Source organism: Streptomyces sp. ATLC9 (assembly GCF_057196705.1).
Genome location: NZ_JBXUOY010000050.1, coordinates 1 through 24,828, shown reverse-complemented (window position 1 = coordinate 24,828; position 24,828 = coordinate 1). Strand labels below are relative to the sequence as shown.

General features: G+C 75.3%; 23 protein-coding genes. 8 read left to right on the top strand and 15 right to left on the bottom strand.

Annotation, left to right across the window (positions count from 1 at the left end; genetic code table 11):
- From AC2CJA_RS08345 to AC2CJA_RS08335, 3 genes are all read left to right on the top strand, one after another.
- Nucleotides 1-900: Stk1 family PASTA domain-containing Ser/Thr kinase (locus AC2CJA_RS08345; protein WP_484602031.1), on the top strand; the 900-nt coding region annotated here is incomplete at its 5' end.
- 364 nt (nt 901-1,264) lie between these two features.
- Nucleotides 1,265-2,092, top strand: a complete 828-nt coding sequence (locus AC2CJA_RS08340) for a transglycosylase SLT domain-containing protein (protein ID WP_484602030.1) — start codon at nt 1,265-1,267, stop codon at nt 2,090-2,092.
- A gap of 67 nt (nt 2,093-2,159) precedes the next feature.
- Nucleotides 2,160-3,101 (top strand): deoxyribonuclease IV, encoded by a 942-nt coding sequence (locus tag AC2CJA_RS08335; RefSeq protein ID WP_484602029.1) that lies wholly within the window; start codon nt 2,160-2,162, stop codon nt 3,099-3,101.
- On the opposite strand, the gene AC2CJA_RS08330 is transcribed toward AC2CJA_RS08335, so the two are convergent.
- Together AC2CJA_RS08330 and AC2CJA_RS08325 are read right to left on the bottom strand one after the other, a co-directional pair.
- A complete protein-coding gene (locus tag AC2CJA_RS08330; protein WP_484602028.1) occupies nt 3,091-3,753 on the bottom strand; it encodes a sulfite oxidase-like oxidoreductase in 663 nt (220 codons plus the stop codon). The two genes, AC2CJA_RS08335 and AC2CJA_RS08330, sit on opposite strands and share 11 nt — an antisense overlap.
- Before the next feature lie 247 nt (nt 3,754-4,000).
- Nucleotides 4,001-5,350 (bottom strand): class II 3-deoxy-7-phosphoheptulonate synthase, encoded by a 1,350-nt coding sequence (locus tag AC2CJA_RS08325; protein WP_484602027.1) that lies wholly within the window; start codon nt 5,348-5,350, stop codon nt 4,001-4,003.
- 358 nt (nt 5,351-5,708) lie between these two features.
- Here AC2CJA_RS08325 and AC2CJA_RS08320 point away from each other — a divergent pair, with 358 nt between their 5' ends.
- On the top strand, nt 5,709-7,616 hold the full coding sequence (locus AC2CJA_RS08320) for an anthranilate synthase family protein (RefSeq protein ID WP_484602034.1): 1,908 nt from the start codon (nt 5,709-5,711) through the stop codon (nt 7,614-7,616).
- A gap of 77 nt (nt 7,617-7,693) precedes the next feature.
- Here the strand turns inward: AC2CJA_RS08320 and AC2CJA_RS08315 are convergent, their stop codons facing one another.
- The 4 genes from AC2CJA_RS08315 to AC2CJA_RS08300 all read right to left on the bottom strand — a co-directional run bounded on the left by AC2CJA_RS08315 (nt 7,694) and on the right by AC2CJA_RS08300 (nt 11,610).
- Complete coding sequence (locus AC2CJA_RS08315) at nt 7,694-8,731, bottom strand: 6-phosphofructokinase (RefSeq protein WP_484602026.1); 1,038 nt, start codon at nt 8,729-8,731, stop codon at nt 7,694-7,696.
- A 156-nt stretch (nt 8,732-8,887) separates the two neighbouring features.
- Nucleotides 8,888-9,607 (bottom strand): response regulator, encoded by a 720-nt coding sequence (locus AC2CJA_RS08310; protein WP_484602025.1) that lies wholly within the window; start codon nt 9,605-9,607, stop codon nt 8,888-8,890.
- A complete protein-coding gene (gene macS / locus AC2CJA_RS08305) occupies nt 9,579-10,817 on the bottom strand; it encodes a MacS family sensor histidine kinase (RefSeq protein WP_484602033.1) in 1,239 nt (412 codons plus the stop codon). Before macS ends, AC2CJA_RS08310 begins: the two co-directional genes overlap by 29 nt.
- Nucleotides 10,818-10,845: 28 nt before the next feature.
- Nucleotides 10,846-11,610 carry a lysophospholipid acyltransferase family protein gene (locus AC2CJA_RS08300; protein WP_484602024.1) on the bottom strand — a complete coding sequence of 255 codons (765 nt, stop codon included), beginning with the start codon at nt 11,608-11,610 and terminating at the stop codon, nt 10,846-10,848.
- Nucleotides 11,611-11,805: 195 nt separating this feature from the next.
- Here AC2CJA_RS08300 and AC2CJA_RS08295 point away from each other — a divergent pair, with 195 nt between their 5' ends.
- Both AC2CJA_RS08295 and AC2CJA_RS08290 read left to right on the top strand, forming a co-directional pair.
- Nucleotides 11,806-12,576, top strand: a complete 771-nt coding sequence (locus AC2CJA_RS08295) for an alpha/beta hydrolase (protein ID WP_484602023.1) — start codon at nt 11,806-11,808, stop codon at nt 12,574-12,576.
- Nucleotides 12,563-13,147, top strand: a complete 585-nt coding sequence (locus AC2CJA_RS08290; protein ID WP_484602022.1) for a hypothetical protein — start codon at nt 12,563-12,565, stop codon at nt 13,145-13,147. Before AC2CJA_RS08295 ends, AC2CJA_RS08290 begins: the two co-directional genes overlap by 14 nt.
- 31 nt (nt 13,148-13,178) lie before the next feature.
- Here AC2CJA_RS08290 and AC2CJA_RS08285 read toward each other — a convergent pair whose 3' ends face one another.
- From AC2CJA_RS08285 to AC2CJA_RS08260, 6 genes are all read right to left on the bottom strand, one after another.
- Nucleotides 13,179-13,970, bottom strand: a complete 792-nt coding sequence (locus AC2CJA_RS08285) for an endonuclease/exonuclease/phosphatase family protein (RefSeq protein ID WP_484602021.1) — start codon at nt 13,968-13,970, stop codon at nt 13,179-13,181.
- A gap of 8 nt (nt 13,971-13,978) precedes the next feature.
- On the bottom strand, nt 13,979-14,920 hold the full coding sequence (locus AC2CJA_RS08280) for an ROK family glucokinase (protein ID WP_484602020.1): 942 nt from the start codon (nt 14,918-14,920) through the stop codon (nt 13,979-13,981).
- A gap of 196 nt (nt 14,921-15,116) precedes the next feature.
- Nucleotides 15,117-15,656 carry a DUF5304 family protein gene (locus tag AC2CJA_RS08275; protein ID WP_484602019.1) on the bottom strand — a complete coding sequence of 180 codons (540 nt, stop codon included), beginning with the start codon at nt 15,654-15,656 and terminating at the stop codon, nt 15,117-15,119.
- Between the two features lie 137 nt (nt 15,657-15,793).
- On the bottom strand, nt 15,794-17,047 hold the full coding sequence (locus AC2CJA_RS08270; protein ID WP_484602032.1) for an ArsA family ATPase: 1,254 nt from the start codon (nt 17,045-17,047) through the stop codon (nt 15,794-15,796).
- A gap of 29 nt (nt 17,048-17,076) precedes the next feature.
- Entirely contained in the window at nt 17,077-17,526 is a 450-nt protein-coding gene (locus AC2CJA_RS08265) for an SRPBCC family protein (RefSeq protein WP_484602018.1), read from the bottom strand.
- A 124-nt stretch (nt 17,527-17,650) separates the two neighbouring features.
- Nucleotides 17,651-18,412 carry a metallophosphoesterase family protein gene (locus AC2CJA_RS08260; RefSeq protein WP_484602017.1) on the bottom strand — a complete coding sequence of 254 codons (762 nt, stop codon included), beginning with the start codon at nt 18,410-18,412 and terminating at the stop codon, nt 17,651-17,653.
- A 280-nt stretch (nt 18,413-18,692) separates the two neighbouring features.
- On the opposite strand from AC2CJA_RS08260, the gene AC2CJA_RS08255 reads away from it, so the two are divergent.
- Nucleotides 18,693-20,486, top strand: a complete 1,794-nt coding sequence (locus AC2CJA_RS08255) for an AMP-dependent synthetase/ligase (RefSeq protein ID WP_484602016.1) — start codon at nt 18,693-18,695, stop codon at nt 20,484-20,486.
- Between the two features lie 115 nt (nt 20,487-20,601).
- Here the strand turns inward: AC2CJA_RS08255 and AC2CJA_RS08250 are convergent, their stop codons facing one another.
- The gene (locus AC2CJA_RS08250; protein ID WP_484602015.1) at nt 20,602-21,759 is read right to left on the bottom strand and encodes a glycosyltransferase family 4 protein; all 1,158 of its coding nucleotides are present in this window, start codon (nt 21,757-21,759) and stop codon (nt 20,602-20,604) included.
- Between the two features lie 59 nt (nt 21,760-21,818).
- On the opposite strand from AC2CJA_RS08250, the gene AC2CJA_RS08245 reads away from it, so the two are divergent.
- Entirely contained in the window at nt 21,819-23,093 is a 1,275-nt protein-coding gene (locus tag AC2CJA_RS08245; protein ID WP_484602014.1) for a glycosyltransferase 87 family protein, read from the top strand.
- 67 nt (nt 23,094-23,160) lie between these two features.
- Here AC2CJA_RS08245 and AC2CJA_RS08240 read toward each other — a convergent pair whose 3' ends face one another.
- Nucleotides 23,161-24,420, bottom strand: coding sequence for a hypothetical protein (locus AC2CJA_RS08240; protein WP_484602013.1), 1,260 nt, complete (start codon nt 24,418-24,420; stop codon nt 23,161-23,163).
- A gap of 70 nt (nt 24,421-24,490) precedes the next feature.
- On the bottom strand, nt 24,491-24,828 hold a 338-nt coding region (locus tag AC2CJA_RS08235), incomplete at its 5' end, for a C40 family peptidase (RefSeq protein ID WP_484602012.1).

Genomic DNA, 24,828 nt, shown 5'->3' with positions numbered 1-24,828 from the left:
CGCCGGGGCCGGGGGGCCGGCCGCGGGCCCACGCGCTCGGTGCCGGCGCTGGTCACCGCCGCCCTGCTGGTCCTCGGTGTGGCGCTGGGCCTGTGGTACATCAGCTCCGGGCAGTTCACCAGGACCCCCGGGGTGCTCGACATGACCGAGGCCCGGGCCAAGCGGACGGTCGAGGAGGCCGGGCTGGAGTGGCGGATCGTCCGGGACTACAGCGACACCGTGGAGCGGGGCCATGTCATCGGCACCGATCCCGGACGCGGTGAGCGCATCCGCGGCAACGGCACGGTGACCCTCACCGTCTCCCAGGGTCCGGAGCGGGTCGAGGTCCCCGACGTCACGGGCGACACCCCGGGCGAGGCGCGCCGGAGGATCGAGGCCGCCGGACTGGAGCCCGGCATGGTGACCAGGGAGTTCTCGGGGAAGGTGGAGCGCGGCTCGGTGGCCCGCACCGAGCCCGGGGCGGGCAGCGTACGCCGTCCGGGCACGGCCGTGGCGCTCGTGGTCTCCAAGGGCGCGCGGGTGGAGGTCCCCGGCGTCGTGGGCGAGGACGGGGGCACGGCCCGGCAGCGTCTGGAGGAGGCCGGGCTGAAGGTGCGCACGGCTCCGGAGCGGGTCTTCTCCGAGGAGGACGAGGGCACGGTCGCCCGGCAGTCGCCTCGCGAGGGGGCGGTCGCCGCCGAGGGCGACACCGTGACGCTGACCGTCTCCAGGGGGCCGGAGATGGTCGAGGTCCCGGATGTGGAGGGGCTGGGGGAGGACGAGGCCCGGCAGGCTCTGGAGGAGGCGGGCTTCGAGGTGAAGGTGCGCAGGGTCTTCTTCACCGGCACCGTCTTCGACCAGTCCGTCGCGGCGGGCGAGCGGGCCCCGCGCGGCTCGCGGATCACCGTCTGGGTGCGCTGACCGCTGCGTTCCCGCCCCCTCGGGCCGACCCGTGTGTCACGGCGCGGTCACCGGGGCCGCTCGAACGGGCAGCCGTTGTGAACCGTCCCATAGGATCCAGATCACCTACGAAGCCGCGTAGTGGACATCGTGGCCGTCCGGGCGGCCCCGAGCGGCCCCGGGACGCCTCCTGAAGTCCTTTTCGCCGGATGTCCACGAATCCGGGTAGTAGGTCACACTTTTGTCCCCGTAAGTTCCGGCCGCTAACAATGCAACAGTCGCCAGCGCCGAGGAGAGGAACCCGGCGCGACCCCGCTCGGCCCCATGGCCGGCCCGGCTGATCCGGCTCCGCGACGCAAGCGATCGGAAGAGGTTCTCCTCCCCCATGTCTGTGTTCCGCGTTCTCGACCAGTTCCGCGTGCCCGGCACCGCCCGTATGACCGGCGCCCACAAGTTCTCCGCCGCCGGCGTCGTCGCGGCCACCGGCGCCGCCACCCTGGCGCTCGGCCTCGCTCCGGCGGGCGCCGAGCAGGCCGCCCCCTCGGCCGAGGGGAAGCCCGCTGCCGCGCCGGTCTCGCTCCCGGTGGAGCCGGCCGCGCAGGCCGAGGACGTCGCCGCCGGACAGGGCGGCCTGCGGGCGCAGTTCTCCGGCTCCTACCAGCAGGCCCAGGCCGACGCCCGCGAGGCCGCCGCCGAGAAGGAGCGCGAGGCCCAGAACGCCGCGGAGAAGGCCGAGCGCGAGGCCGCCGCCGACCGCGGCTCCGGCCGCGAGAAGGCCGCCGACCGCTCGCAGGACCGCGGCGGCTGGGGCAGCGGCGGCAACTGGGGCGAGCGCGACGGGAAGAGCCTGGAGCGGGCGTACGAGCGCGGGCGGCAGGCGGCCGCCTCCTACCCGGACAACCTCGACGGCTGGATCCGCGAGGCCCTGGCCGTCATGGAGCGCGAGGGCATCCCCGGCACCTACGAGGGCATCCACCGCAACATCATGCGCGAGTCCAGCGGTGACCCGCGGGCCATCAACGACTGGGACATCAACGCCCGCAACGGCATACCCTCCAAGGGGCTGCTCCAGGTGATCCAGCCCACCTTCGACGCCTACCACGTCAAGGGCACCAAGTACGACCTGTACGACCCGGTGGCCAACATCGTCGCCGCGTGCAACTACGCCGCCGACCGGTACGGCTCCATGGACAACGTCGACTCGGCCTACTGACCGGCCGGGAACACCCTCCGCACGGCCCGGCGGCCCGCTCACCACGGGAGCCTGGCACCCTCGATGTGTGAGCACCGCACCCTCCCCGCACGACGCCCCTCCCCCCTCCTCCGCGGAAGCGGGCAGGGCCGCCCCCGGGTCCCGCCGCGCCCGCAACCCCGTCGGCAGCCATGTCGCCGTCGCCGGCGGGCTCGCCGCCAGGGGTCTGGCGTACGCCCGCGAGATCGGCGCCGAGGCCGTGCAGGTCTTCGTCGCCAACCCGCGCGGCTGGGCCACCCCGGCGGGCGACCCGAGGCAGGACGAGGCCTTCCGCACGGCCTGCGCGGACGAGGGGATCGCGGCCTACGTCCACGCGCCCTACCTGATCAACTTCGGCTCGCACACCGAGGCCACGGCCGAGCTGTCCGTGGCCTCCCTGCGCCACTCGCTGCGGCGCGCCCGGCACATCGGCGCCCTGGGCGTGGTCGTCCACACCGGCTCGGCCACCGGCGGACGCGACCGCGCCACGGCGCTGGCCCAGGTGCGCGAGCGGATGCTGCCGCTGCTGGAGGAACTGGACCCCGGCGAGGGGTCACCGGACCCGTGGCTGCTGCTGGAGCCGACGGCCGGCCAGGGCGCCTCCCTGTGCGCGCGGGCCGCGGACCTGGGTCCCTACCTCGACGCCCTGGAGCGCCACCCCCGGCTCGGGGTCTGCCTGGACACCTGCCACGCCTTCGCCGCCGGGCACGACATGGCGGCCGAGGGCGGCATGAAGGCGCTGCTGGACGAGGTGGTGGCGGTGGCCGGCGAGGGGCGGCTGCGGCTGGTCCACGCCAACGACTCCAAGGACGTGGCCGGGGCCCGCAGGGACCGCCACGCGAACATCGGCGCGGGCCACATCGGCGCCGGGCCGTTCCGCGAGCTGCTGCGCCATCCGGCGACCGAAGGCGTGCCCCTGGTCATCGAGACGCCGGGCGGCAGGGAGGGGCACGCGGCGGACGTGGCCCGGCTGAAGGGGCTCAGGGGCTGAGACGCGGCCCGCGGGCCTCATCGGCCGGCCACAGCCCGGGGCCGTCGCCCGGGTCCTCCTGGTACGAGTAGCGCTGCTCGCTCCAGGGGTCGCCGATGTTGTGGTAGCCGCGCTCCTCCCAGAAGCCCCGGCGGTCGGTGGTCATGTACTCCACGCCCCGCACCCACTTGGGCCCCTTCCAGGCGTACAGGTGGGGTACGACCAGCCGCGCCGGGAAGCCGTGCTCGGCCGTGAGCGGCTCGCCGGCGCGGTGGGTGGCGAAGAGCGTGTGGCCTGCGGTGAAGTCCTCCAGCCGCAGGTTGGCGCTGTAGCCGTACTCGGCCCACACCATCACATGGGTGACCTCCGGCGCGGGCGGCACGAGTTCGAGGAGCGTGCGGGTGCGCACCCCGCCCCACTCGACGCCCAGCATGCTGAACCGGGTGACGCAGTGCAGGTCGGCGACCACGGTCTCGTGGGGCAGGGCCGAGAACTCCTCGTGCTTCCAGCGGTGCGTCCCCGCGTCGGCGGTGGCCCCGAAGACCCGGAACTCCCAGCGCTCGGGCCGGAACCTGGGCACCGGGCCGTAGTGGGTCACCGGCCAGCCGCGCTGGAGCCGCTGCCCCGGCGGAAGCTCCGGACGCTCCCCTTCACGGCTTTCCGGCTGAACCATGCCTCCATGGTGACAGACCGCCGGGCGTGCCCGTGACCGCGCCCGGCACTGCGGTCCGTGCGGAGGGCGGGCCGCCGACGCGACGGCGGGGGGGGGGGGGGGGGGGCGGGGCCGCGCCCCCCGCGGCCCCGCGCCCGCGCCGCCGCCGGCCGCCCCCCCCCCCGCCCCGCCCCCGCCGCCCCCCCCCCCCCCCCCCCCCCCCCCCCCCCCCCGCCGCTGTGTGCCGGTGCGCCGGGGCGCGCGCCGGTCACTGGTCGCGGTACATCTCCGCCACCAGGAACGCCAGGTCCAGCGACTGGCTGCGGTTCAGCCGCGGGTCGCAGGCGGTCTCGTAGCGCTGGTGCAGGTCGTCGACGAAGATCTCGTCGCCGCCGCCCACGCACTCGGTGACGTCGTCGCCGGTCAGCTCCACGTGGATGCCGCCCGGGTGGGTGCCCAGGCTCTTGTGGACCTCGAAGAAGCCCTTGACCTCGTCCAGCACGTCGTCGAAGCGCCGCGTCTTGTGCCCGCTGGCCGCCTCGAAGGTGTTGCCGTGCATCGGGTCGCACACCCACACCGGCCGCGCGCCGGAGGCCGTGACCTTCTCCACCAGGGTGGGGAGCCTGTCGCGGATCTTGTCGGCCCCCATCCGGGTGATGAAGGTCAGCCGGCCCGGCTCGCGGTCCGGGTCCAGCCGGTCGATCAGCGTCAGGGCGTCCTCGGGTGTGGTGGTGGGCCCGAGCTTGACCCCGATCGGGTTGCGGACGCGGGAGGCGAACTCGATGTGCGCGCCGTCCAGCTGGCGGGTCCGCTCGCCGATCCACACCATGTGGCCCGAGACGTCGTACAGGTTCCCCGTGCGGGAGTCCACCCGGGTCAGCGCCGACTCGTAGTCGAGGACCAGCGCCTCGTGCGAGGCGTAGAACTCCACCGTCTTGAACTCCTCCGGGTCCACCCCGCAGGCGTTCATGAAGTTCAGCGCCCGGTCGATCTCCCGGGCCAGCGCCTCGTAGCGCTGGCCCGAGGGGGAGTTCTTCACGAAGTCCTGGTTCCAGGCGTGCACCTGGCGCAGGTCCGCGTAGCCGCCGGTGGTGAAGGCGCGCACCAGGTTCAGCGTCGCCGAGGACGCGTGGTACATCCGCTTGAGCCGCTGCGGGTCCGGGGTGCGGGCCTCGGGGGTGAACTCGAAGCCGTTGACGGAGTCACCCCGGTAGGAGGGCAGGGTCACCCCGTCGCGGGTCTCGGTCGGCTTCGAGCGCGGCTTGCTGTACTGCCCGGCGATCCGGCCCACCTTCACCACCGGGACGGACCCGGCGTAGGTGAGCACGGCCCCCATCTGGAGCAGCGTCTTGAGCTTGTTCCTGATCTGCTCGGCGGAGACGGCGTCGAAGGCCTCGGCGCAGTCGCCTCCCTGGAGCAGGAACGCCTCGCCCTTGGCCACGGACGCCAGGCGGGCACGCAGCTGGTCGCACTCGCCCGCGAAGACGAGCGGCGGATAGGACTCGAGCTCGGCGATCACATCGCGCAGAGCCTCGGAGTCCGGCCAGTCGGGCTGCTGCGCCGCGGGTAGGTCTCGCCAGGTGCGGGCACCGGCGTCGGGTTTGGCGTTCACGGTCACGCGTCCAGGTTACGGGGTGGGGTCCGCGGCTCCCCGTGCCTGACCGATGGGTGAGACGGAGACTGCGGGAACGGGCGGGGCCGGGGATAGGGTGCGGGGCATGTCCGCGCAGACGACAGTGCCGGCCGTGACGGCCGCAGCCTGGTGGTGGCCCGCCTCTTCGGCGGCCCGCCGACGCGCGCACTGACCCGTACGACGCGAAGGCCGCCCGAGGGGGCGGCCTTCGCCGTTTTCGCCGGCAGTCGGCGCGCGGGCCGTTCCCTCCCCGACCGGAAGGAACGAAACCGCTGTGAGAGACCGTACGAACGCCCCCGGCGTCTCCGGCGCCCCTGACCCCGTCGCCGCCGCGAGCGCCCTGGTGGGGCGTCTGCTGGCCGGCGACTGCCCGCCCTTCGCCCTGCTTCTGCGCCGCACGCCGGGCCGGGACGGGCGCACCGTCGAGGTGCTGCTCGGTCCGGTCGGCGAGGTGGAGCGGCTGGCCGACATCCCCGTCGACGGGCCGGGCGCCCTCGCCCTGGTGCCGTTCCGGCAGATCCGCGAACGCGGCTTCGAGGCGACCGACGACGGCACGCCGCTGTCGGTGCTCGTCCCCGAGGAGATCCACGAGGTGCCCCTGGACGCGCTGACGGCCGCTCTGCCCCGCCACGCGGTCCGCGTCACCGGCGGGGGCTTCGATGTGAGCGACGGCGCGTACGAGGAGATCGTGCGCCGGGTGGTCGAGGACGAGATCGGCGCCGGCGAGGGCGCCAACTTCGTCGTCCGCCGCACCTACCGGGGCGTGATCGAGGGCTACGGCAGGGCCGACGCGCTGGCGCTGTTCCGGCGGCTGCTGACCGGCGAGCGCGGCGCGTACTGGACGTACGCCGTGCACACCGGCGAGCGCACCCTGGTGGGGGCCAGCCCCGAGGCCCATGTCCGGATGAGCGGCGGGACGGTGGTGATGAACCCGATCAGCGGTACCTACCGCTATCCGGCCGGCGGCCCGTCCGCGGAGGGGCTGCTGGACTTCCTCGGCGACCGCAAGGAGACCGAGGAGCTGTCGATGGTGGTCGACGAGGAGCTGAAGATGATGTGCGCCGTCGGCGACATGGGCGGGGTGGTGATCGGGCCGCGGCTGCGGGAGATGGCCCATCTGGCGCACACCGAGTACGAGCTGCGCGGCCGCAGCACCCGGGACGTCCGCGAGGTGCTGCGCGAGACGATGTTCGCCGCGACCGTCACCGGCAGCCCGGTGGAGAACGCCTGCCGGGTGATCCGGCGCCACGAGGAGGGCGGGCGCGGCTACTACGCGGGCGCGCTGGCGCTGATCGGCCGGGACGGCGGCGGCGCGCGGACGATGGACTCCCCCATCCTGATCCGCACCGCCGACATCGACGCGGCCACCGGCGAGGTGCGGGTCCCGGTGGGCGCCACGCTGGTGCGCGCCTCGGATCCGGCGGGCGAGGTGGCCGAGACCCACGCCAAGGCGGCCGGGGTGCTGGCCGCGCTGGGCGTGCGGACCGGACCGGCCTCCCCTGCCGGGCAGGCCGAGCGGGCCGAGCGGGCCGGGCAGGCCGTACGGCCTCGCCTGGCGGACGACCCGCGGGTGCGTGCCGCGCTCGACGCCCGGCGCGCGGACCTGGCCCCGTTCTGGCTGCGGATGCGGACGCCCTTCCCCGGCGCCGGACGCGGCACGGCGCGCGGCCGGGCCCTGGTGGTGGACGGCGAGGACTCCTTCACCGCGATGCTGGCCCATCTGCTGCGCTCCACCGGGCTGGAGGTGGCGGTGCGGCGGTACGACGAGCCGGGGCTGCGCGAGGCGGCGCTCGCCCACCCTGGCCCGGTGGTGCTCGGCCCCGGCCCCGGCGACCCCCGCGACGCCGCCGACCCGAGGACGCGGGTGCTGCGCCCGCTCGCCGCCGAGCTGCTCCACGGCCACCGGCACGGGCTGCTGGGGGTCTGCCTGGGGCACGAGCTGATCGCCGCCGCGCTGGGCCTGGAACTGGTCCGCAGGGACGAGCCGTACCAGGGCGCGCAGGAGCGGATCGACCTGTTCGGCACGGAACGGACCGTCGGTTTCTACAACTCCTACACCGCCCGCTGCGACGCGGCGCGGGAGCGGGAGCTGGCCGCGGAGGGAGTGGAGCTGAGCCGCGACCCGGCACGCGGGGACGTCCACGCGCTGCGCGGGCCGCACTTCGCCGGGGTGCAGTTCCACCCCGAGTCGGTGCTGACACTGGAGGGGGCGCGGATCACGGCCGATCTGCTGGCCGCCGTCCTGGTCTGAGGGGACCGCGGCCCGGCGAGCCGGCCGGGCCGCGGTCAGGGGTCAGGGGCCAGGGGTCAGGGGTCAGGGGTCAGGGGTCAGCCGAAGAAGACACCGGCCTCCTCGTACAGCGACGGATCGACCGTCTTCAGCGTGGAGGCCGCCTCCGCCAGCCGTACGCGGGTGATCCCGGTGCCCCGCAGCGCCGTCATCGAGCCCCAGTCGCCCCGGTGCACCGCGTCGATCGCGTGCAGGCCGAAGCGGGTGGCCAGCCAGCGGTCGAACGGGCTGGGGGCGCCGCCGCGCTGGAGATGGCCGAGCACGGTGGTGCGGGACTCCTTGCCGGTGCGCCGCTCGATCTCCCTGCCCAGCCACTCGCCCACCCCGGAGAGCCGGGCGCGGGGATCCGTGCCCGGCAGCGGTGTGGTGCCGCGGTGCAGGGTGATCTCGCCCGACTCGGGCAGGGCGCTGTCGGCGATGACGACGATCGGGGCGTAGGTGGCCCGGAACCGGGACTCGACCCACTCGCAGACCTGCTCCACGCCGAAGGGCTGCTCGGGGATGAGGATGCAGTTGGCCCCGCCCGCCAGGCCCGAGTGGAGGGCGATCCACCCGGCGCTGCGCCCCATCACCTCGACCACCAGCACCCGCTTGTGGGACTCGGCGGTGGTGTGCAGCCGGTCGATGGCCTGGGTGGCGACGCCGACGGCGGTGTCGAAGCCGACGGTGTAGTCGGTGAGGGGGATGTCGTTGTCGATGGTCTTGGGCACGCCCACCAGGGGGACGCCGTGGTCCTCGGCCAGCCGGGCCGCGGCGCCGAGCGTGGCGGTCCCGCCGACCACGATCAGGGCGTCCAGCCGGTGCCGGGCCAGGGTGCCCAGCACCCTGTCGGCCCCGTCGTCCTCCGCCAGGGGGTTGGTGCGCGAGGAGCCGAGGATGGTGCCGCCGCGCGGCAGGGTGCCGCGCACGGCCCGGATGTCGAGCGGCACGGTCTCGTCCCGCAGCACACCGCGCCAGCCGTCGCGGAACCCGGTGAACTCGTCGCCGTACTCCTGCACCCCCTTGCGGACGATCGCGCGCAGCACCGCGTTGAGTCCGGGGCAGTCGCTGCCGCCGGTCAGCACTCCGACCCGCATGAGTCTCCCTTCTCCGCCCGGTTTCCCGTTTCCGGCCTCCTCCGGAGGGTTCCCCCGATCCGGCGGAACCACCGGCCGGCCGCCCCGGACACGCTAGCGGGGGTACGGGCGGCGGGTGCGGCGAAGCGCCGGAACGGGCGACGGGCGCGGCAGGGCTCAGTCGTCGTCCAGCCCGCGCTCGATCGCGTAGCGCACCAACTCCACCCGGTTGTGGAGCTGGAGCTTGCCCAGGGTGTTCTGCACATGGTTCTGCACGGTGCGGTGGGAGATGACCAGTCGCTCGGCGATCTGCTTGTACGACAGCCCTTTGGCGACCAGTCGCAGCACCTCGGTCTCCCGCTCGGTCAGCCGGGGCGCGCCGGGTTCGTCGCGTCCGCGCGGCGCGGGGTCGCCGGCCAGCCGCCGGTACTCGCCGAGCACCAGCCCGGCCAGCCCCGGCGTGAACACCGGGTCCCCCTCCGCGGTGCGGCGCACGGCCTCCAGCAGCTCCCGCGTACTCGCCGACTTCACCAGATAGCCCGTCGCGCCGGACTTCACCGCCTCCAGCACGTCCGCGTGCTCGCCGCTCGCGGAGAGCACCAGCACCCGGGGGCCGGCGGGTTCGCCGGCCGGTCCGGAGCCGACGAGCCGGCGGCACACCTCGACGCCCGGCAGTCCGGGCAGGTTGAGGTCCAGGACGAGGACGTCCGGCTCGGCGGCCCGTGCCCGCCGCACCGCCTGGGGCCCGTCCCCGGCGGTGGCCACCACGTCGAAGCCCGCCTCGGCCAGGTCGCGGGCGACCGCGTCCCGCCACATCGGGTGGTCGTCGACGACCATCACCCGCACGGCTCCGCCGCGTCCGCCGGTCTCACTGGTTGCGCTGGTCGTCCTGGTCATCCTTCGGCACCCTCAACTCGACTTCCGTTCCCTGGCCCGGCACCGACAGCAGCTCCGCGCCGCCGCCCAGGTCCCGCAGCCGGCCGCGGATGGAGAGCGCCACGCCCATGCGGCCCTCGGCCTCCGCGTCCTCCAGCCGCCCCGGCGGGATGCCGGGCCCGTCGTCCCGGACGGTCACCACCACGGCGTCCGGCTCGTCCTCCAGCAGGATCCACGCCTGCGCCTCCTCACCCGACGGTCCCCGTGCGTGTGTGCGCACATTGTCCAGGGCCGCGCCGACCGCCGCGGCCAGTTCCCGGGCGGCCGCCGCCGGCAGCGGTACCGGGGCGCCGGGTTCGGCGAAGGAGACCCTGCTCCCGGCGTACGCGGACAGCAGCGCGCGCACATCGCAGACCTTCCCGCCGGCCGGGTCCTCCGCGCCGCCGCGCTGCGGCGGTACGGCGGCCCGGGAAACCGGGCCGAGACCCCCGGCGGCGCGGGGCGCGGCGGCCCCGGGCACCACACCGCTGGAGACCAGCGTGCGCAGCGCCGCCTCCTGCTCGCCCGCCAGCCGCCCCAGCTCGGCCGCCTCGCCGCCGATGGCGGTGCCGCGGCGCTGCACCATGGCCAGCACCTGCAGCACGCTGTCGTGGATGTCCCGGGCCAGTCGCTCCCGCTCGCGGGTGGCGGCCTCGATCCGGAGCGCGCGCGCCAGCGTGCGCTCGCTGGCACGGGCCACCTCGACGACGTAGCCGATGGCGATGCTCGCGATACACACCAGCAGCACGTTGTGCACGGTGTCCTGCGCGAAGCCGCCCGCCGCGGCCACGTTCGCGGCGCCGACCAGCAGCGAGGCCCCCGCGGCCCGGCGCCAGCCCTTCTTGATCGCGAAGCCGAGCACCGCGCCGGCCGTCCATATCGAGGGCAGGGTGGGGCCGCCGGCGTCGATGCGCGCCTGGGTGTCCACCACCGGTGTCAGCAGGACGCCGGTGAGCGCGATGGCCAGCTCCACCGCCAGGAAGGGCGGGGTGCAGCGCTCGGCCGAGGAGACCCTGCGCACGGTCGCCAGCGTCCACACCGCCAGGAAGACGAGGTAGGCGCCCGCGCCCAGCGGATGGACGTACTCGCCGTACGCGTGGACGTACAGCGCCAGCGCGTACCCCGCGGTGAGCACCCGGTAGGCCGTCAGCGCCCTCCACAACGGCTGCTCGACCGACATCCCCGCGTCCATCGCCACCCCCGTACCTCCCCCGGCGGCACTAGGCCGCTCTGTCGCCGCCCCCGCCGTCCCCGGCGGCCTCCCCGGTCCTGGGGCGCGCGGCGCGGCCGGCCTTCTCCGCCTTCTCGGCCTTCTCCCGCTCCGCGATCTGCCGCTTGGCCGCCGTGGCGTACATGTCGACGTACTCCTGGCCGGACAGCTTCATGATCTCGTACATGACCTCGTCGGTGATCGACCGCAGGACGAAGCGGTCGCCGTCCATGCCCTGGTAGCGGCTGAAGTCCAGGGGCCCGCCGATCCGGATGCCGGGGCGCATCAGCTTCGGGACGACCTTGCCCGGCGGCTGGATCTTCTCCGTGTCGATCATCGCGACGGGGACGACCGGCGCGCCCGTGGCCAGCGCCACCCGGGCCAGTCCGCCCGGTTTGCCGCGGTAGAGGCGGCCGTCCGGGGAGCGGGTCCCCTCGGGGTAGATGCCGAACAGCTCGCCGCGCTCCAGTACCTGGATACCGCTGCGGATCGCGGCCTCGCCCGCGCCCCGCCCGCCCGAACGGTCCACCGGGAGCTGGCCGATGCCCTTGAAGAACGCCGCCGTCAGCCGGCCCTTGACGCCCGGGGTGGTGAAGTACTCCGCCTTGGCGATGAAGGTGACCTTGCGGTCCAGGACCGCGGGCAGGAAGAAGGAGTCGGAGAACGACAGGTGGTTGCTCGCGAGGATGGCCGGCCCCTCGGCCGGAATGTTCTCAAGGCCCTCCACCCAGGGACGGAACGCGAGCCTGAGCCCGTTCCCGAGGGAGAGCTTCATGACGCCGTACAACAACCGAGGAACCTCCTGTGTCTGCCGGTAAGACCATATCCCGCCGGCACCGGCGCCCTCCCCGTTCCGCTCCCGCGCGGGCCGTCCGGCCTACCCGGTCACCGCCCGCACGCGTAGGGTGGCAGCACCCCGCCCGTCCGTGCCGGGCGCCCCACCGAGTCGACCACCGAACGGAGATCCACGGTGCCCCTGCTCCCCGGTGCCGAACCGCTGCACCACGACGGCGGCGAGGTCGGCGTCCTGCTGTGCCATGGTTTCACCGGCTGTCCGCAGTCGATGCGCCCCTGGGCCCGCTATCTGGCCGACAGGGACCTGACCGTCTCGCTGCCGCTGCTGCCCGGCCACGGCACGCGCCAACAGGACCTGGCGGTCACCGGCTGGCAGGACTGGTACGCGACCGTCGAGCTCGAACTGCGCCGGCTGCGCGAGCGCTGCGAGCAGGTCTTCGTCTGCGGTCTGTCGATGGGCGGTGCGCTCGCGCTGCGACTGGCCGCCCTGCACGGCGACGCGGTCAGCGGGGTCGTGGCGGTCAACCCGGCGGCCACCCTCCCGCGGATCCAGGGATACGCGCTGCCCGTCCTGCGCCATCTGATCCCCTCCACCCGGGGCGTCACCGGGGACATCGCCAAGGAGGGCGCGGTGGAGGTCGGCTACGACCGGGTGCCGCTGCACGCCGCCCACTCCCTGTACGACCTGCTGCGGACGGTGCGCGGGGAGCTGCCCCGGGTCACCCGGCCGCTGCTGCTCCTGCACAGCCGCGTGGACCACGTCGTCCCTCCCTCGGACTCGGCGCTGATCCTGGAGCGGGTCTCCTCGCGCGACGTCACCGAGACGGTGCTGGAGCGGAGCCTGCACGTGGCCACGCTGGACCACGACGCGGAGCGGATCTTCGCGGACTCCTACGGATTCATCACCCGCCTCACAGCGAGGAAGACGGAACGTGACGGAGCGTGAGCAAGGCCGCGGCGAGGGCCCGGAGCCCCTGGACGAGGAGGCCGCCTGGGCCCAGATCGTGGCCGCCTACGGGAAGGAGCCCGCGGGCCCTCCGGCAGAGGAGCGGCCCGGCGGCGGAACCGGCGGTCCCGGCGAGAAGGCCGGGGCCGGCGGGGAGATCCGGCCCGACGAGGAGACCGGGTCCGGGGAGGGGGGCGGCGGGCGCTCCGGGCCGGAGGCCGGCGCCCCCCCGGTGCGCGGCTTCACCGTGTACGCGGCCGGTTCCGGACCGCGCGACTGGAGCCCGGCCGAGCCGTCCGAGGAAGACCTCGGCGAGGACGATGAGGGCCACTTCGTGCCGCCCGAGCCCCCGCCGCTGCCCAAGGGCGACCCGGCGAGCCGCTTCGCCTGGCTGGCGGTTCTGGGCGGCCCGCTGCTGCTGATGCTGACCATCCTGTTCCAGCAGCCGGTGACATGGTGGATCGCCACCCTGGGCATCGGCGGGTTCCTGGGCGGTTTCGCCGCGCTGGTGACACGGATGCGCGACGAGGACGACGACTTCGAGGATCCGGGGCGCGGCGCGGTGGTCTGAGGGCCCGGCCGGACCGGTGGGAGCGTCCGGGCTACGCGGCGGCGGGCACCCGCAGGGCGGCCAGGACCGGCAGGTGGTCGGTGGCCGCCCGCAGATCCGCGTCGGCGACGCCCGGGAGGCCGGCGGGCACCCCGCAGCCCAGCACCTCAACCGCCCCGGTGGCCAGCACGGCGTCGATGCGCTTGCGGGGCTCGGCCGCGGTCGAGGTGAGTTCGCCGCCCCACGCTCCGGCGGCCCAGCCGTCCTGGAGGCCGGCGGCCAGGCGGCGGAAGGCCCGGCCGTCCGGTTCGTCGTTGAGGTCGCCGGCCACCACCCCGGCCTCCACCCCCATGCCCGCGAGGTGGTCCAAGGCCATCCCGGCCTGGGCGTACCGCTCCCTCTCGGCCAGGCTGAGGTGGCAGCAGACCACCGCCAGCCGGGCGGAGGGACCGAAGCGCAGCACCGCCGTGGCCAGGCCGCGGCGGTGCAGGCCGGGAGTGCGCGGCAGCAGCACGTCCTCGCCGCGCTCCACATGGGCGCGCAGCGAGGACAGGATCATCGGTCCGGTGGCGGTCGCCCCGCCCGTGACGTACACCAGACCCGTCTCCCGGGCGAGGCGGGCCGCGTACTTGCGCCAGCGGAAGAAGCGGGGCGCCTCCTGGACGCAGAGCACGTCGGGCGCGCAGGCCCGGACGACCCGGGCCAGCGCGTCCGTGTCGTCGCGCATGGAGCGGATGTTGTAGCTCAGCAGCCGGACGACGGCCGAACCGCCGGGTTCGGCGCGGGACGCGGGCAGGTCCCCGGGCGCCGTGCGCCCGGGTCCGTTCCCGGCGGCCTCGTTCACCCGCGCCGTCAGCCCTGGCGGGCCAGGTCGGCCGCGCCCACCAGCCCGGCCCTGCCGCCGAGCTGAGCGGCGAGCACCTGGGCGTGCGGGCGCCACTGGCCGCCCACCAGCCAGCGGCGGAAGGACTTGCGGATCGGTTCGAGGACCAGATCACCCTCGTCCGAGACGCCACCGCCGACGATGAACGCGGAGGGGTCGAAGAGCGAGGCCAGGTCGGCCAGCCCCGCGCCGGCCCAGCGGGCCAGCTCGCGGAAGGAGTCGACCGCCACCGGGCAGCCCTGCCGGGCGGCCTGGCTGATGTGCCGGCCTTCGATGCCCTCGGGGGTCCCGTCGCCGAGGGCGAGCAGGATCTCCGCGTTCTCGGGGGTGGCGTTGGCGCGCTGGCGGGCGTAGCGGACCAGGGCGCGGCCCGAGGCGTACTGCTCCCAGCAGCCCTGGCTGCCGCAGCCGCACAGCAGGCCGTCGGGGACGACCCGGACGTGGCCGAACTCCGCGGCGACGCCGAACCGTCCGCGGTGGAGCTTCCCGCCGATGATGATGCCGCCGCCCAGCCCGGTGCCGAGCGTGATGCACACGACGTCGTCGTGGCCCTGGCCGGCGCCGAAGCGGTACTCGCCCCAGGCGGCCGCGTTGGCGTCGTTCTCGACGACGACCGGGAGGCCCACGCGCTGCTCGACCTTGTCCTTGAGCGGCTCGCTGCGCCACTTGATGTTGGGGGCGAACAGGACGGTGGCCCGCTTGTCGTCGACGTAGCCGGCGGCGCCGATGCCTACCGCCTCGATCTCGTGCCCGGTGCTGACGGTGCGGACCGCCTCCGCGATGGCGTCGATGACGCCCTCGGCGGTGGGCGGGGTGGGCACCGTGCTGGTCTCGAGGATCGCGCCCTCCTCGTCGACCACGCCGGCCGCGATCTTCGTACCGCCGATGTCGACGCCGATGGTGAGTCCCATGTATCCCTCAGTTACTCGGTCGATCCCCGCTGTGCACAACCGTACCGGAGGGCGGAGGCTTGAACGGACCGACTGCGAAACCCAACCCGATCCGTACAAGGTCTGAACGGTGCCCGAACGCCGGCCGACGGCTTCCGGCCCGGCCGTCCGGGGTGTTCCGGCCGGGCGCCGGCCGGGGCGGGCACCGGAGCGGAGATCAGTCGAGTTCGATCCGCTGGGATCCGGCGGGGCCCTCCCCCTCGCCACCCCTGCCGTCCTTCCCGCTCTTCCCGTTCCCGGCCGCGCCGCGGTCCTCCTCCCGCCCGGTCCGGCCACCGCCGTCCTCCGGGGCGGCGCCGCCCGCCTCCCCGCGGGTCCAGCGCCCCTCCTGGTCCGCCACCGCGGCGCGGTAGGCGGCCAGCAACTCGCCGCCCGCGGCCGCGAGGTGGTCGAAGACCTCCGGGTTGCGTTCGACGACGGGCTCGACCGCCGCTCTGGCACGGTCCGCGAAGTGGGCGAACTGCCGCACCGCGCCCCGGGCCGCGGGCCCGGCCAGCGGTCCCCCGATCTCGGCGAGCTTCCCCGTGACCGCCTCGGCCAGCTTCAGCAGCTCCTCGGCGGCGCTCCCCGGCGGGGTCCCGTACCGCTCGCGGCGGCGCTCGCGCTCGGCGGCGAGGTCCTCCTCGCAGGCGGAGGCCCAGGCATCGGAATCGGCGCCGGGGGCTGCGTGGGACGGGCGCTCGGTGGCATCGCTCATGGCGGGCTCCTGGGGCGTGGCTGCGACGGGGGCCGCGGTCGTCCGCGGCGGGCGGTGAGGGGCGCCCGGCGGGCGGGCCCTCCCCTTCGACGTTACCCGAACGCCCCGGCCGCGTCCGGGGCGCCGAACGCGCTTGCTCAGTCCCGCACCGGCCACAGTCCGGGCTCGGGCTCGAAGCGCACCGTCAGCTCGCCGCCGGCCAGCCGGGCCCCCGCCACCGCGCAGCGGCACAGCGCGGCGGGCAGCGGCAGAACCCTGCGGAACGGCCCGGTGGTGACCACGGCCTCGTCGCCGCGGCGCACCAGGGACAGCGTCTCGCGGTCGGCGCCGGGCAGCGGCAGCCGCCACAGCAGAACGCCCTCGTCCGCGATCCGGTCCTCCACCGTCCACGGCCCCTCGGCCCGGTCCCCCTCCGGGGCGGCTCCGGGCGGGGGGCCGGGCAGGGGGATCCGCTCCGCCAGTTCGCCGAGGTCGGCCGGGCCCTGCGGCTCCCGGCCCAGGTGCGGCAGCTCGCACACGGCCGCCGAGTCGGCCGGGCAGTCGTCCAGGAGTTCCTTGAGCGCCTCCTGCTGGCGGGACGCCAGGCCCGCCAGCCAGGGATCGGGCGAGGCGGTGGGCAGCAGCCGGTTGGCGATCACGGCGTCCGGCGCCAGGCCGTGCAGCGCGAGTCCGGCCCGGGCGGCGCGCAGCGCGCGGACGGCGGCGGGGCCGGGCTCGAGGACCAGCCGCACGGTCGTCCCGGGTGACTCGACCACCGCCTGCGCGGCGGCGAGTTCGCGGTCCAGCCGGCCGGCGGCCTCGTAGAGCGAGCGGGCGGGCACCGGCACCCCCGCGAGCTGGGCCAGGACCGGACGCAGCGCGCGGGCGGCCTGCCGTTCCGGCGGCAGCAGCCGCCGCAGCCAGTGCCGGGTGTGCTCGGGCAGCGCCAGGGTGCGCACGGCCCGCCCGGTCGGCGGCATGTCGGCCACGACCAGGTCGTACGGGCCGTTCCCCGCGCGGTCGTGCGCGTCCGGGTCGTGCGCGGCGCGCAGCGCGCGCAGCAGGGCGAAGGCGTCGGCCCCCGGCGGCTCGGCCAGCTCGTCCTCGTCCAGCGGTTCGGCGCCCAGCAGGTCCAGGGCGGAGCGGGCGCGTTCCTGGAGGGCGACGGCGCGGGCCCGGAAGTCGGCGCCGGAGTCGAGACGGGACAGGAACAGGCCGGGGGCGACCTCTCGGGGCGCCTCCGCGCCGCCCGTGCCGTCCGCACCGCCGGTACCGCCTGTGCCGAACAGTGTCTCCGGCAGGGCCGGGCCCTCGGCGCTGAGCAGCAGCGTGCGCCGGCCGCTTCGGGCGGCCGCCAGCGCGGTGGCGGCCGCGACCGTGGTGCGGCCGCTGCCCCCACCACCGGTGACCAGGACCGTGCGCGGCGGGGCGCCCTGCGCGCTCAGGGCCTGGCTCCGCCCTCGACGCGCTTCTTCAGCCCGTCCAGAGCACGGTCGATGATGACCTTCTCGGCCTTGCGCTTGATCATGCCGAGCATGGGGATCTTCACGTCCACGGTGAGCTGGTAGGTCACCTCGGTGCGGCTGCCGCCGTCGAGGGCCCGCAGGCGGTACACGCCGTCCAGGGTGCGCAGCATCTGCGATCTCACCAGGGACCAGCGGACCTCCTCGGGCCCGGTCCACTCGTAGGCGAGGGTGTGCTCGTCCCGGATGGCCCCGGCGTCGAGCAGCAGCCGTACCTGCTCGGCCCGGCCCCGGTCGTCGGTGGAGAGCACCTCGGCCTCCTTGACCTCGCCGGTCCACTCCGGGTAGCGCCCGAAGTCGGCGATCACCCCCATGACCTCGGCCGGTGCCGCCTCGACGATGATGCTCGACCTGGTGTGCTCGGCCATCCCTGTGGCTCCTCCGCGTTGCTGCGCAACGGCTCGTGGTCCGCCGCCGTCTGCGGGGGAAGGCTACCGCGCGGGCGCGACGGCCCGCCCGCCCCCGTCCCCCGCCCGCGCTCGTCCGGCGCCGTCACCACTCCAGGACCCAGGGCCTGCCGGTGGCGTTGAAGTGGCCGACGTTCACGCACTCGGTCCGGCCGATCCGCGTGCGCCGCGCCAGGGGCTGATGGACGTGGCCGAAGAGCGCGTACCGGGGCCGCACCGCGCGGACGGCCTCCAGCAGCGCCTCGCTGCCGCGCTCGAAGCGGCGGGCGACGGTGTCGTAGCACAGCTCGGGCACCAGGGGCGGGATGTGGGAGCACAGCACGTCGACCTCGCCGAGGGCGGCGACCTTGGCCGCGTAGGTCTCCTCGTCGACCTCGAAGGGCGTACGCATCGGGCTGGGCAGGCCGCCGCCGACGAAGCCGAAGCGCAGCCCCCCGATGTCGGCCGTCCGTCCGTCCAGGACGGTGGTGCCCTCCCGGGCGTACTCGGGCCACAGCCCGGGGATGTCCACGTTGCCGTAGGTGGCGTAGGTGGGGGCGGGGAAGGCGGCGAACAGTTCGGCGTACTGGCGGCGCACGGCCGCCTCCACCGCCCCCGCCCTGTCCACGTCGGCCCAGAGCCGGGCCGACAGCTCGTGGGCCTCCTCGAAGCGGCGCGCGGTGCGCAGCTCGACGTACCGGGTGGTGTTCCGCGCGCCGAAGAGGTCGGGGAAGATGCCGCGGGTGTGGTCGGCGTAGTCGATGAACAGCACGAGGTCGCCCAGGCAGACCAGCGCGTCCGCGCCCTCGCCGGCCGTGGCCAGGTCCCGGCTGTTGCCGTGTACGTCGCTCACCACATGGACTCGCATGGGACCACCCTAGAAGCTCGTGCCCCGGCGCGCGGATGGACCGCGCACACCCCCTGGACCTGCGTCTCCCTCGTGGCCGCCGGCCGCGTGGACTACCCTGCTGGGGACAGTCCCGTGGTGTGTGACGCACCGAACATCTCGGCGCCACCCCCTATCCCGAGCCCCGTACCGGTGGGTAACGTCCGTGGCCGTCCACCCCCAAGACCCCTGTCCTGGGCCAGAGCCGGCGGAGGTCCGTTTCCCCGCGGATCCGCGGCGGCGCCGATGAGGAGCATCAGTTTTGCGCGAGTTCAGCCTTCCGGCCCTGTACGAGGTGCCCGCGGACGGAAATCTGACCGATCTCATCCGCCGCAACGCCGCACAGCATCCCGACCTCCCCGTCATCGCCCGCAAGGACGCCGAGGACGGCTGGGAGGACCTGACCGCCCGGGAGTTCCTGGCGGAGGTGCGGGCCGCCGCCAAGGGCCTGATCGCGGCGGGCGTGCGTCCCGGCGACCGGATCGGCCTGATGTCGCGCACCCGCTACGAGTGGACGCTGCTGGACTTCGCCGTCTGGAGCGCCGGCGCGGTGACCGTGCCCATCTACGAGACCAGTTCGCCGGAGCAGATCCAGTGGATCCTCTCCGACTCCGGTGCGGTCGGCTGCGTCGTGGAGAGCGGCGCCCACGCCGCCGCGGTGGAGTCCGTACGCGACCGGCTGCCCGAGCTGGCCAACCTGTGGACCGTCGACGACGGCGCGGTGCGGAAACTGGCCGACTCCGGCACGCAGGTCGCCGACGCGGTCCTGGACGAGCACAGCGGCGCCGCCGACGCCGACGCCCCGGCCACCATCGTCTACACCTCCGGTACCACCGGCCGCCCCAAGGGCTGCGTCCTGTCCCACCGGGCGTTCTTCGCCGACTGCGGCAACGTGGTCGAGCGGCTCAAGCCGCTGTTCGTCCCCGGCGAGGGCTCGGTGCTGCTCTTCCTGCCGGTCGCCCACGTCTTCGGCCGCATGGTGCAGATCGCCGCCGTCATGGCGCCGATCCGGCTCGGTCTGAGCCCCGACGTCAAGCGGCTCACCGACGACCTGGCCGGCTTCCGCCCGACGCTGATCCTGGGCGTGCCCCGGGTGTTCGAGAAGGTCTACAACTCGGCACGGGCCAAGGCCCGGGCCGAGGGCAAGGGAAGGATCTTCGACCGGGCCGCCGACACCGCGATCGCCTACAGCCGCGCGCTGGACACCGCCTCCGGGCCCTCGCTGGGCCTGAGGCTGAAGCACAGACTCTTCGACAAGCTGGTCTACGGCAAGCTGCGCGCGGTCCTCGGCGGCCGGGCCACCCACGCCATCTCCGGCGGCGCGGCGCTGGGCGAGCGGCTGGGGCACTTCTACCGCGGCATCGGCTTCACCGTGCTGGAGGGCTACGGGCTGACCGAGTCCTGCGCGCCCACCGCCTTCAACCCCTACGACCGCCCGAAGGTCGGCACGGTCGGACAGCCGCTGCCGGGCTCGACGGTCCGCATCGGCGACGACGGCGAGGTGCTGCTGCGCGGTGAGCACCTGTTCAGCGGCTACTGGAACAACGAGGCCGCCACCGCCGAGGCGATGGAGGACGGCTGGTTCCACACCGGTGACATCGGCACCCTCGACGAGGACGGCTATCTGACCATCACCGGCCGCAAGAAGGAGATCCTGGTGACGGCGGGCGGCAAGAACGTCGCCCCGGCCGTCATCGAGGACCGGATCCGGGCCCACGCCCTGGTCGCCGAGTGCATGGTGGTCGGCGACGGCCGCCCGTTCGTCGCCGCGCTGATCACGCTGGACGAGGAGTTCCTGCCCCGCTGGGCGGAGGAGCACGGCAAGTCCGGCCTGTCCAGGGAGCGGCTGCTGGAGGACCCCGAGCTGCTGGCGGCCGTCCAGCGGGCGGTGGACGACGGCAACGCGGCCGTCTCCCGTGCCGAGTCGGTGCGCAGGTTCCGCCTCCTCGCGGCCCAGTTCACCGAGGAGTCGGGGCATCTGACGCCCTCGATGAAGCTCAAGCGCGGTGTGGTCGCCAGGGACTTCACGCGGGAGATCGAGGCGCTGTACGCATGATGCGGCGTCCACCGCGCGGTGCGCGCGGGCACGCCGGGAGAGCACACGGGCCGCCCTTCCGGTGCGGGTCCGCCCGGCCCGGAAAGCCCGCGCGGCGGCGCGCCGGACGCGGCACCTAGAGCAGTGCCCGCAGCCGGTCGGCCAGCAGGTCCCAGCGCCAGCGCTCCTCGACCCACTGCCGGCCGCGCTCGCCCATCCGGCGTCGCAGCCCGGGGTCCTTGAGCAGGTTCACGATGCGGTCGGCCGTCTCCGCGGACGCCTCGCCGCCAGGGGCTCCGCCGCGCACCACCCAGCCGGTCTCGCCGTCCAGCACGGCGTCGGGCGCGCCGCCGGAGTCCCCGGCGACGACCGGCAGACCGGTGGCCGACGCCTCCAGGTAGACGATGCCGAGCCCCTCCACGTCGAGCCCGCCGCGGCGGGTGCGGCAGGGCATGGCGAAGACGTCGCCCGCGCCGTAGTGGGCGGGCAGCTCCTCCCACGGCACCGCTCCGGTGAAGCGCACCGAGCCGGCCACCCCGGTCTCCCGCGCCAGCCTCCGCAGCGCCCGCTCGTACGGCCCGCCTCCGACGACCAGCAGCACCGCCTCGGGGACCTCGGCCAGGATCCGCGGCATGGCGCGGATGAGGGTGTCCTGGCCCTTGCGCGGCACCAGCCGCGAGACGCACACCACCACCGGCCGTCCGGTCAGGCCCAGCCGCTCCCGCACCGCGTCGCCGCCGGAGCCGGGGTGGAAGGTCCTCTCGTCGACGCCCGGCGGCAGATGGACCATCCGCGCGGCCGCCTCCCCGGTGAGCGCGGCGGCTATCCGGGAGCGGGTGTACTCGCCGAGGTAGGTGAGGGTGTCGGTGCCCTCGCCGACACGCCGCAGCAGCTGCCGGGCCGCGGGCAGCCGGGCCCAGCCGGCCTCGTGGCCGTGGGTGGTCGCCACCAGCCGCCGCGCTCCCGCCCGTCGCAGCGCGGGGGCCATCAGCCCCAGTGGCGCAGCCGCCCCGAACCACACCGACGCGCAGCCGTGTTCGCGCAGGAGCGAGGTCGCCCGGCGCGTCACGCGCGGGGTCGGCAGCAGCACGGTCGTGGAGTCGCGGACGACGGTGAAGGGCTGCTCCGCGTCGAAGCGCGCGGTGGCCTCGGCGCCCTCCCGGCCGCGCCTCCAGGTCGAGGCGTAGACGACGACCCGCTCCGGGTCCAGCCGCAGCGCCATGCTGTGCAGGAAGGCCTGGATGCCGCCGGGCCGGGGCGGGAAGTCGTTGGTGACGATCAGGGTCTTGTCCATCGCCGCCGACAGTACCCGCTGCCCCCGGGGGCCCGGGCGGCACCCGGTACGGTCGGTCCATGCGCCTTCTGATCGTGGCCTGGGCCGCCACCCGGACCGTGGTGCTCCTGTGCGTGTTCAAGGTGATCACGGTGCCGGGACCGGACGTCACCAGCGATGTGTCGGTGATCTACCAGGGCTGGTACCGGGTGCTGAGCACCGGTGTCTTCCCGCCGGACGACGTCACCTGGCAGTACCCGCCCGCCGCGGCGCTGGCGATTCTCTCCCCCGCGCTGCTGCCCTTCCTGGAGTACCCGGCGGCGTTCTACGTGCTGGCCTGTGCCGCCGACGCCGCCGCGTTCGCGCTGCTGCTGTACGCCTCCCGGCGCGGCGCCGGGCGGGAGGGGGGCCGCGGCCGCGCGGGCGCGTGGGTGTGGGTGGCCGGGGTGCCGCTGCTGGGCCCGACGGTGTACGCCCGCTACGACCTGATGGTCACCGCCGTCGCGGTCGCCGCGCTGCTGGCGCTGTCCCGCAGCCCGCGCACGGCCGGGGCGCTGGCGGCCTTCGGCGCGCTGCTGAAAGTGTGGCCCGCGCTGCTGCTGGTGGGCACGCCGCGCGGGCGCGTCACCCGTGCCGTGTGGGGCGCGGCCGCGGCGACGGCCCTGGTGCTGACCGCCGCGTTCGCCGCCGCCATGCCCGGCGCGCTGGACTTCCTCACCCACCAGCGCGACCGCGGCACCGAGGTCGAGTCGGTGGGCGCTCTGGTCTTCCACGTGGCGCGGCACTTCGGCTGGGAGGGCCGGGTGCTGCTGAACTACGGCTCGGTGGAGTTCCTGGGCCCGTACGTGGACGTGGTGAGCACCGCGGCGCTGCTGTGCACCGCCGCCGCCTTCGGCTGGCTGCTGCGGTGGCGGCTGCGCGCGGTGGAGTGGACGGCGAGCACCGCGGCGGACGCCGCGTTCGCCGCGGTGCTGCTGTTCACCGTCACCAGCCGGGTCATCAGCCCGCAGTACATGGTCTGGCTGGTGGGCCTGGCCGCGGTGTCGGCGACGCTGCGCACCGGGCGGCAGGGGCCGCCCGCCGTGCTGGTGGTCGTGGCGACGGGGGTGACGCTGCTGGAGTTCCCCCTCAACTTCGGCAGCGTGGTGGCGAGCGACGTCCTGGGCATCACACTGCTGGTGGTGCGCAACGGGCTGCTGGTGACCGCCGCGCTGCTCTCCTGCGCCCGGCTGTGGCGCACGACGGTGACCGAGCCCCTGCGCCGCGCGGAGCCGGCGGGCGGGCGCGGCGGCGGGGACGGGCCCGGGAAGGGGGCCGGAGCGCCGCGGCGGGAGGACGGGCTGGTGCCCCGGTGAGGGGCGGGCCCGCGGCAAGAGGTCTCGCGGCGAGGGGTCCCGCGGCGCGGCGCCCGTGAGGGCGGCACTAGCGGCGCCCGGCCAACTCCCGCCGCAGGTACTCGCGCCAGCGCGCGGTGAGCCCGTCCATACCGGTGCCGAGCACCTCGCGGACCACCGGGTCCATGCCGCCCCCGGCCCGGCCCGCCGCCAGGTACAGCTCGACCAGCTTCTCCTCGCCCCACCTCTGCGCCACCATCCGGCACAGCAGCCAGCCGCTCTCGTAGGAGCGGGCGAGCCGGTCGGCGTCCCCGGCGAAGGCGAACTCCTCGTCCGTCGGCAGCCTCCGGGGGGTCCGGCCGTCGCGGACGGCCTCGGTCAGCACGGGGGCGATCCGCCCGGGCGGGCGCTCCACCCCCCGGTAGGCGGCCCAGTCCGCGAAGCCCTCCGACAGCCACAGCGGGGTGGACTCGGTGGTGTGCTCGCGGGTGGCCACGTGGGTGACCTCATGGGTCATGACGACCCGCCGCCCCTCCTCGCCCAGCAGCCGGTAGGCCTCCGGGTTGACCACGATCCGCTCCGCGGGCGTCCGGCCACGGCCGCCCGCCTCCCCGGTGGTGACGGCTGCGATGCCCCGGTAGGAGGAGGGCGGGCCGCCCAGGAGATCGGCCATCCGCTCCAGTGTGGCGGGGGCCTGGACCAGCACCCGGCGCGGCCAGGGACGCGGCCAGGCGGCGTCGGCGCCGGGGACCGCGCGGTCGGCGTCGTCGGCCAGCGCGCGCAGTTCGGTCTCCGGACGGCCGACCCCCAGCACCAGGCTCCGTCCGCCGCGCACGACGGTCATCTCCCCCTGCTCCCACAGCTGCCGGGTGCCGCGGCGGCCGCCGCCGTCGGAGGAGACGTACCAGCGGCCCTTCCGCTCGGTCAGGGTCAGGTACTCCACGTCCCGCACCGGTACGGGGTCGTAGCCCTCGATCCGGTAGCGCAGTTCGGCGCGGACCGCGACCCGCCGGATGTCCGTCCCCCGGTCCCCGCCGTCCGCGTCCGGCGGGAGCGGGAAGGCGTCGTCGCCGGTGGCGGTGACGCGGTAGGACCAGTGGTCGACCGGCAGCCGGACGAGGTTGCCGAACACCGTGCTCCGGGCGTCCCGGTAGCCGTCCGCGCGGGGATCGACGGTGGCCAGGTAGGCTTCGCGGTCACCGGTGAGCACCGCCTCGGCCTGGCGGTCCAGCACCGCCTGGAGCAGCCCGCGCTCCGCGGCGCCGTCCTCCGCCCGTTCCACGCAGCCCGGCTGGAACGCCAGCAGCCCGGCCACCAGTACGGCCGCCCTCCGCCACCTCCGCGTCATACCGCCGATCGTACGGGCCCGGTGCGGGGCGCGCGGCCGGCCGGGAGCGGACGGGGGCGGAACGAGGGGGTCAGGGGCGGACCACGGCGGCGACCGGCATCATCCCGACCGGGTCGTACCGCACCCGCGCTCCGGGGCGGGGAGCGTGGATCACCTGTCCGCCGCCGACGTACATCCCCACATGGCTGGCGTCCGACCGGTAGACGACCAGGTCGCCGGGGAGCGCCCGCTCCAGCGGCACGTGCCGCCCGGCGTGCAGCTGCCCCTGCGAGGTGCGCGGCAGGGAGACGCCCGCCCGGCCGTACGCCCAGGAGGTGAGACCGGAGCAGTCGAAGGAGCCGGGGCCGGCCTGGCCCCAGGCGTACGGCGCGCCGATCGCCCCGCGGGCCGCGGCGACCGCCGCGGCGG

Coding starts and splice junctions, on each gene's coding strand:
- AC2CJA_RS08315 (WP_484602026.1), bottom strand. CDS start 8,731: ATGCGGGTCGGAGTGCTGACCGGCGGCAGCGACTGCCCCGGACTCAAC.
- AC2CJA_RS08275 (WP_484602019.1), bottom strand. CDS start 15,656: ATGAGCGATGCCACCGAGCGCCCGTCCCACGCAGCCCCCGGCGCCGAT.
- AC2CJA_RS08310 (WP_484602025.1), bottom strand. CDS start 9,607: ATGACCAGGACGACCAGCGCAACCAGTGAGACCGGCGGACGCGGCGGA.
- AC2CJA_RS08330 (WP_484602028.1), bottom strand. CDS start 3,753: ATGGTTCAGCCGGAAAGCCGTGAAGGGGAGCGTCCGGAGCTTCCGCCG.
- macS (WP_484602033.1), bottom strand. CDS start 10,817: ATGGACGCGGGGATGTCGGTCGAGCAGCCGTTGTGGAGGGCGCTGACG.
- AC2CJA_RS08340 (WP_484602030.1), top strand. CDS start 1,265: ATGTCTGTGTTCCGCGTTCTCGACCAGTTCCGCGTGCCCGGCACCGCC.
- AC2CJA_RS08300 (WP_484602024.1), bottom strand. CDS start 11,610: ATGAAGCTCTCCCTCGGGAACGGGCTCAGGCTCGCGTTCCGTCCCTGG.
- AC2CJA_RS08240 (WP_484602013.1), bottom strand. CDS start 24,420: ATGACGCGGAGGTGGCGGAGGGCGGCCGTACTGGTGGCCGGGCTGCTG.
- AC2CJA_RS08250 (WP_484602015.1), bottom strand. CDS start 21,759: ATGGACAAGACCCTGATCGTCACCAACGACTTCCCGCCCCGGCCCGGC.
- AC2CJA_RS08245 (WP_484602014.1), top strand. CDS start 21,819: ATGCGCCTTCTGATCGTGGCCTGGGCCGCCACCCGGACCGTGGTGCTC.
- AC2CJA_RS08260 (WP_484602017.1), bottom strand. CDS start 18,412: ATGCGAGTCCATGTGGTGAGCGACGTACACGGCAACAGCCGGGACCTG.
- AC2CJA_RS08280 (WP_484602020.1), bottom strand. CDS start 14,920: ATGGGACTCACCATCGGCGTCGACATCGGCGGTACGAAGATCGCGGCC.
- AC2CJA_RS08265 (WP_484602018.1), bottom strand. CDS start 17,526: ATGGCCGAGCACACCAGGTCGAGCATCATCGTCGAGGCGGCACCGGCC.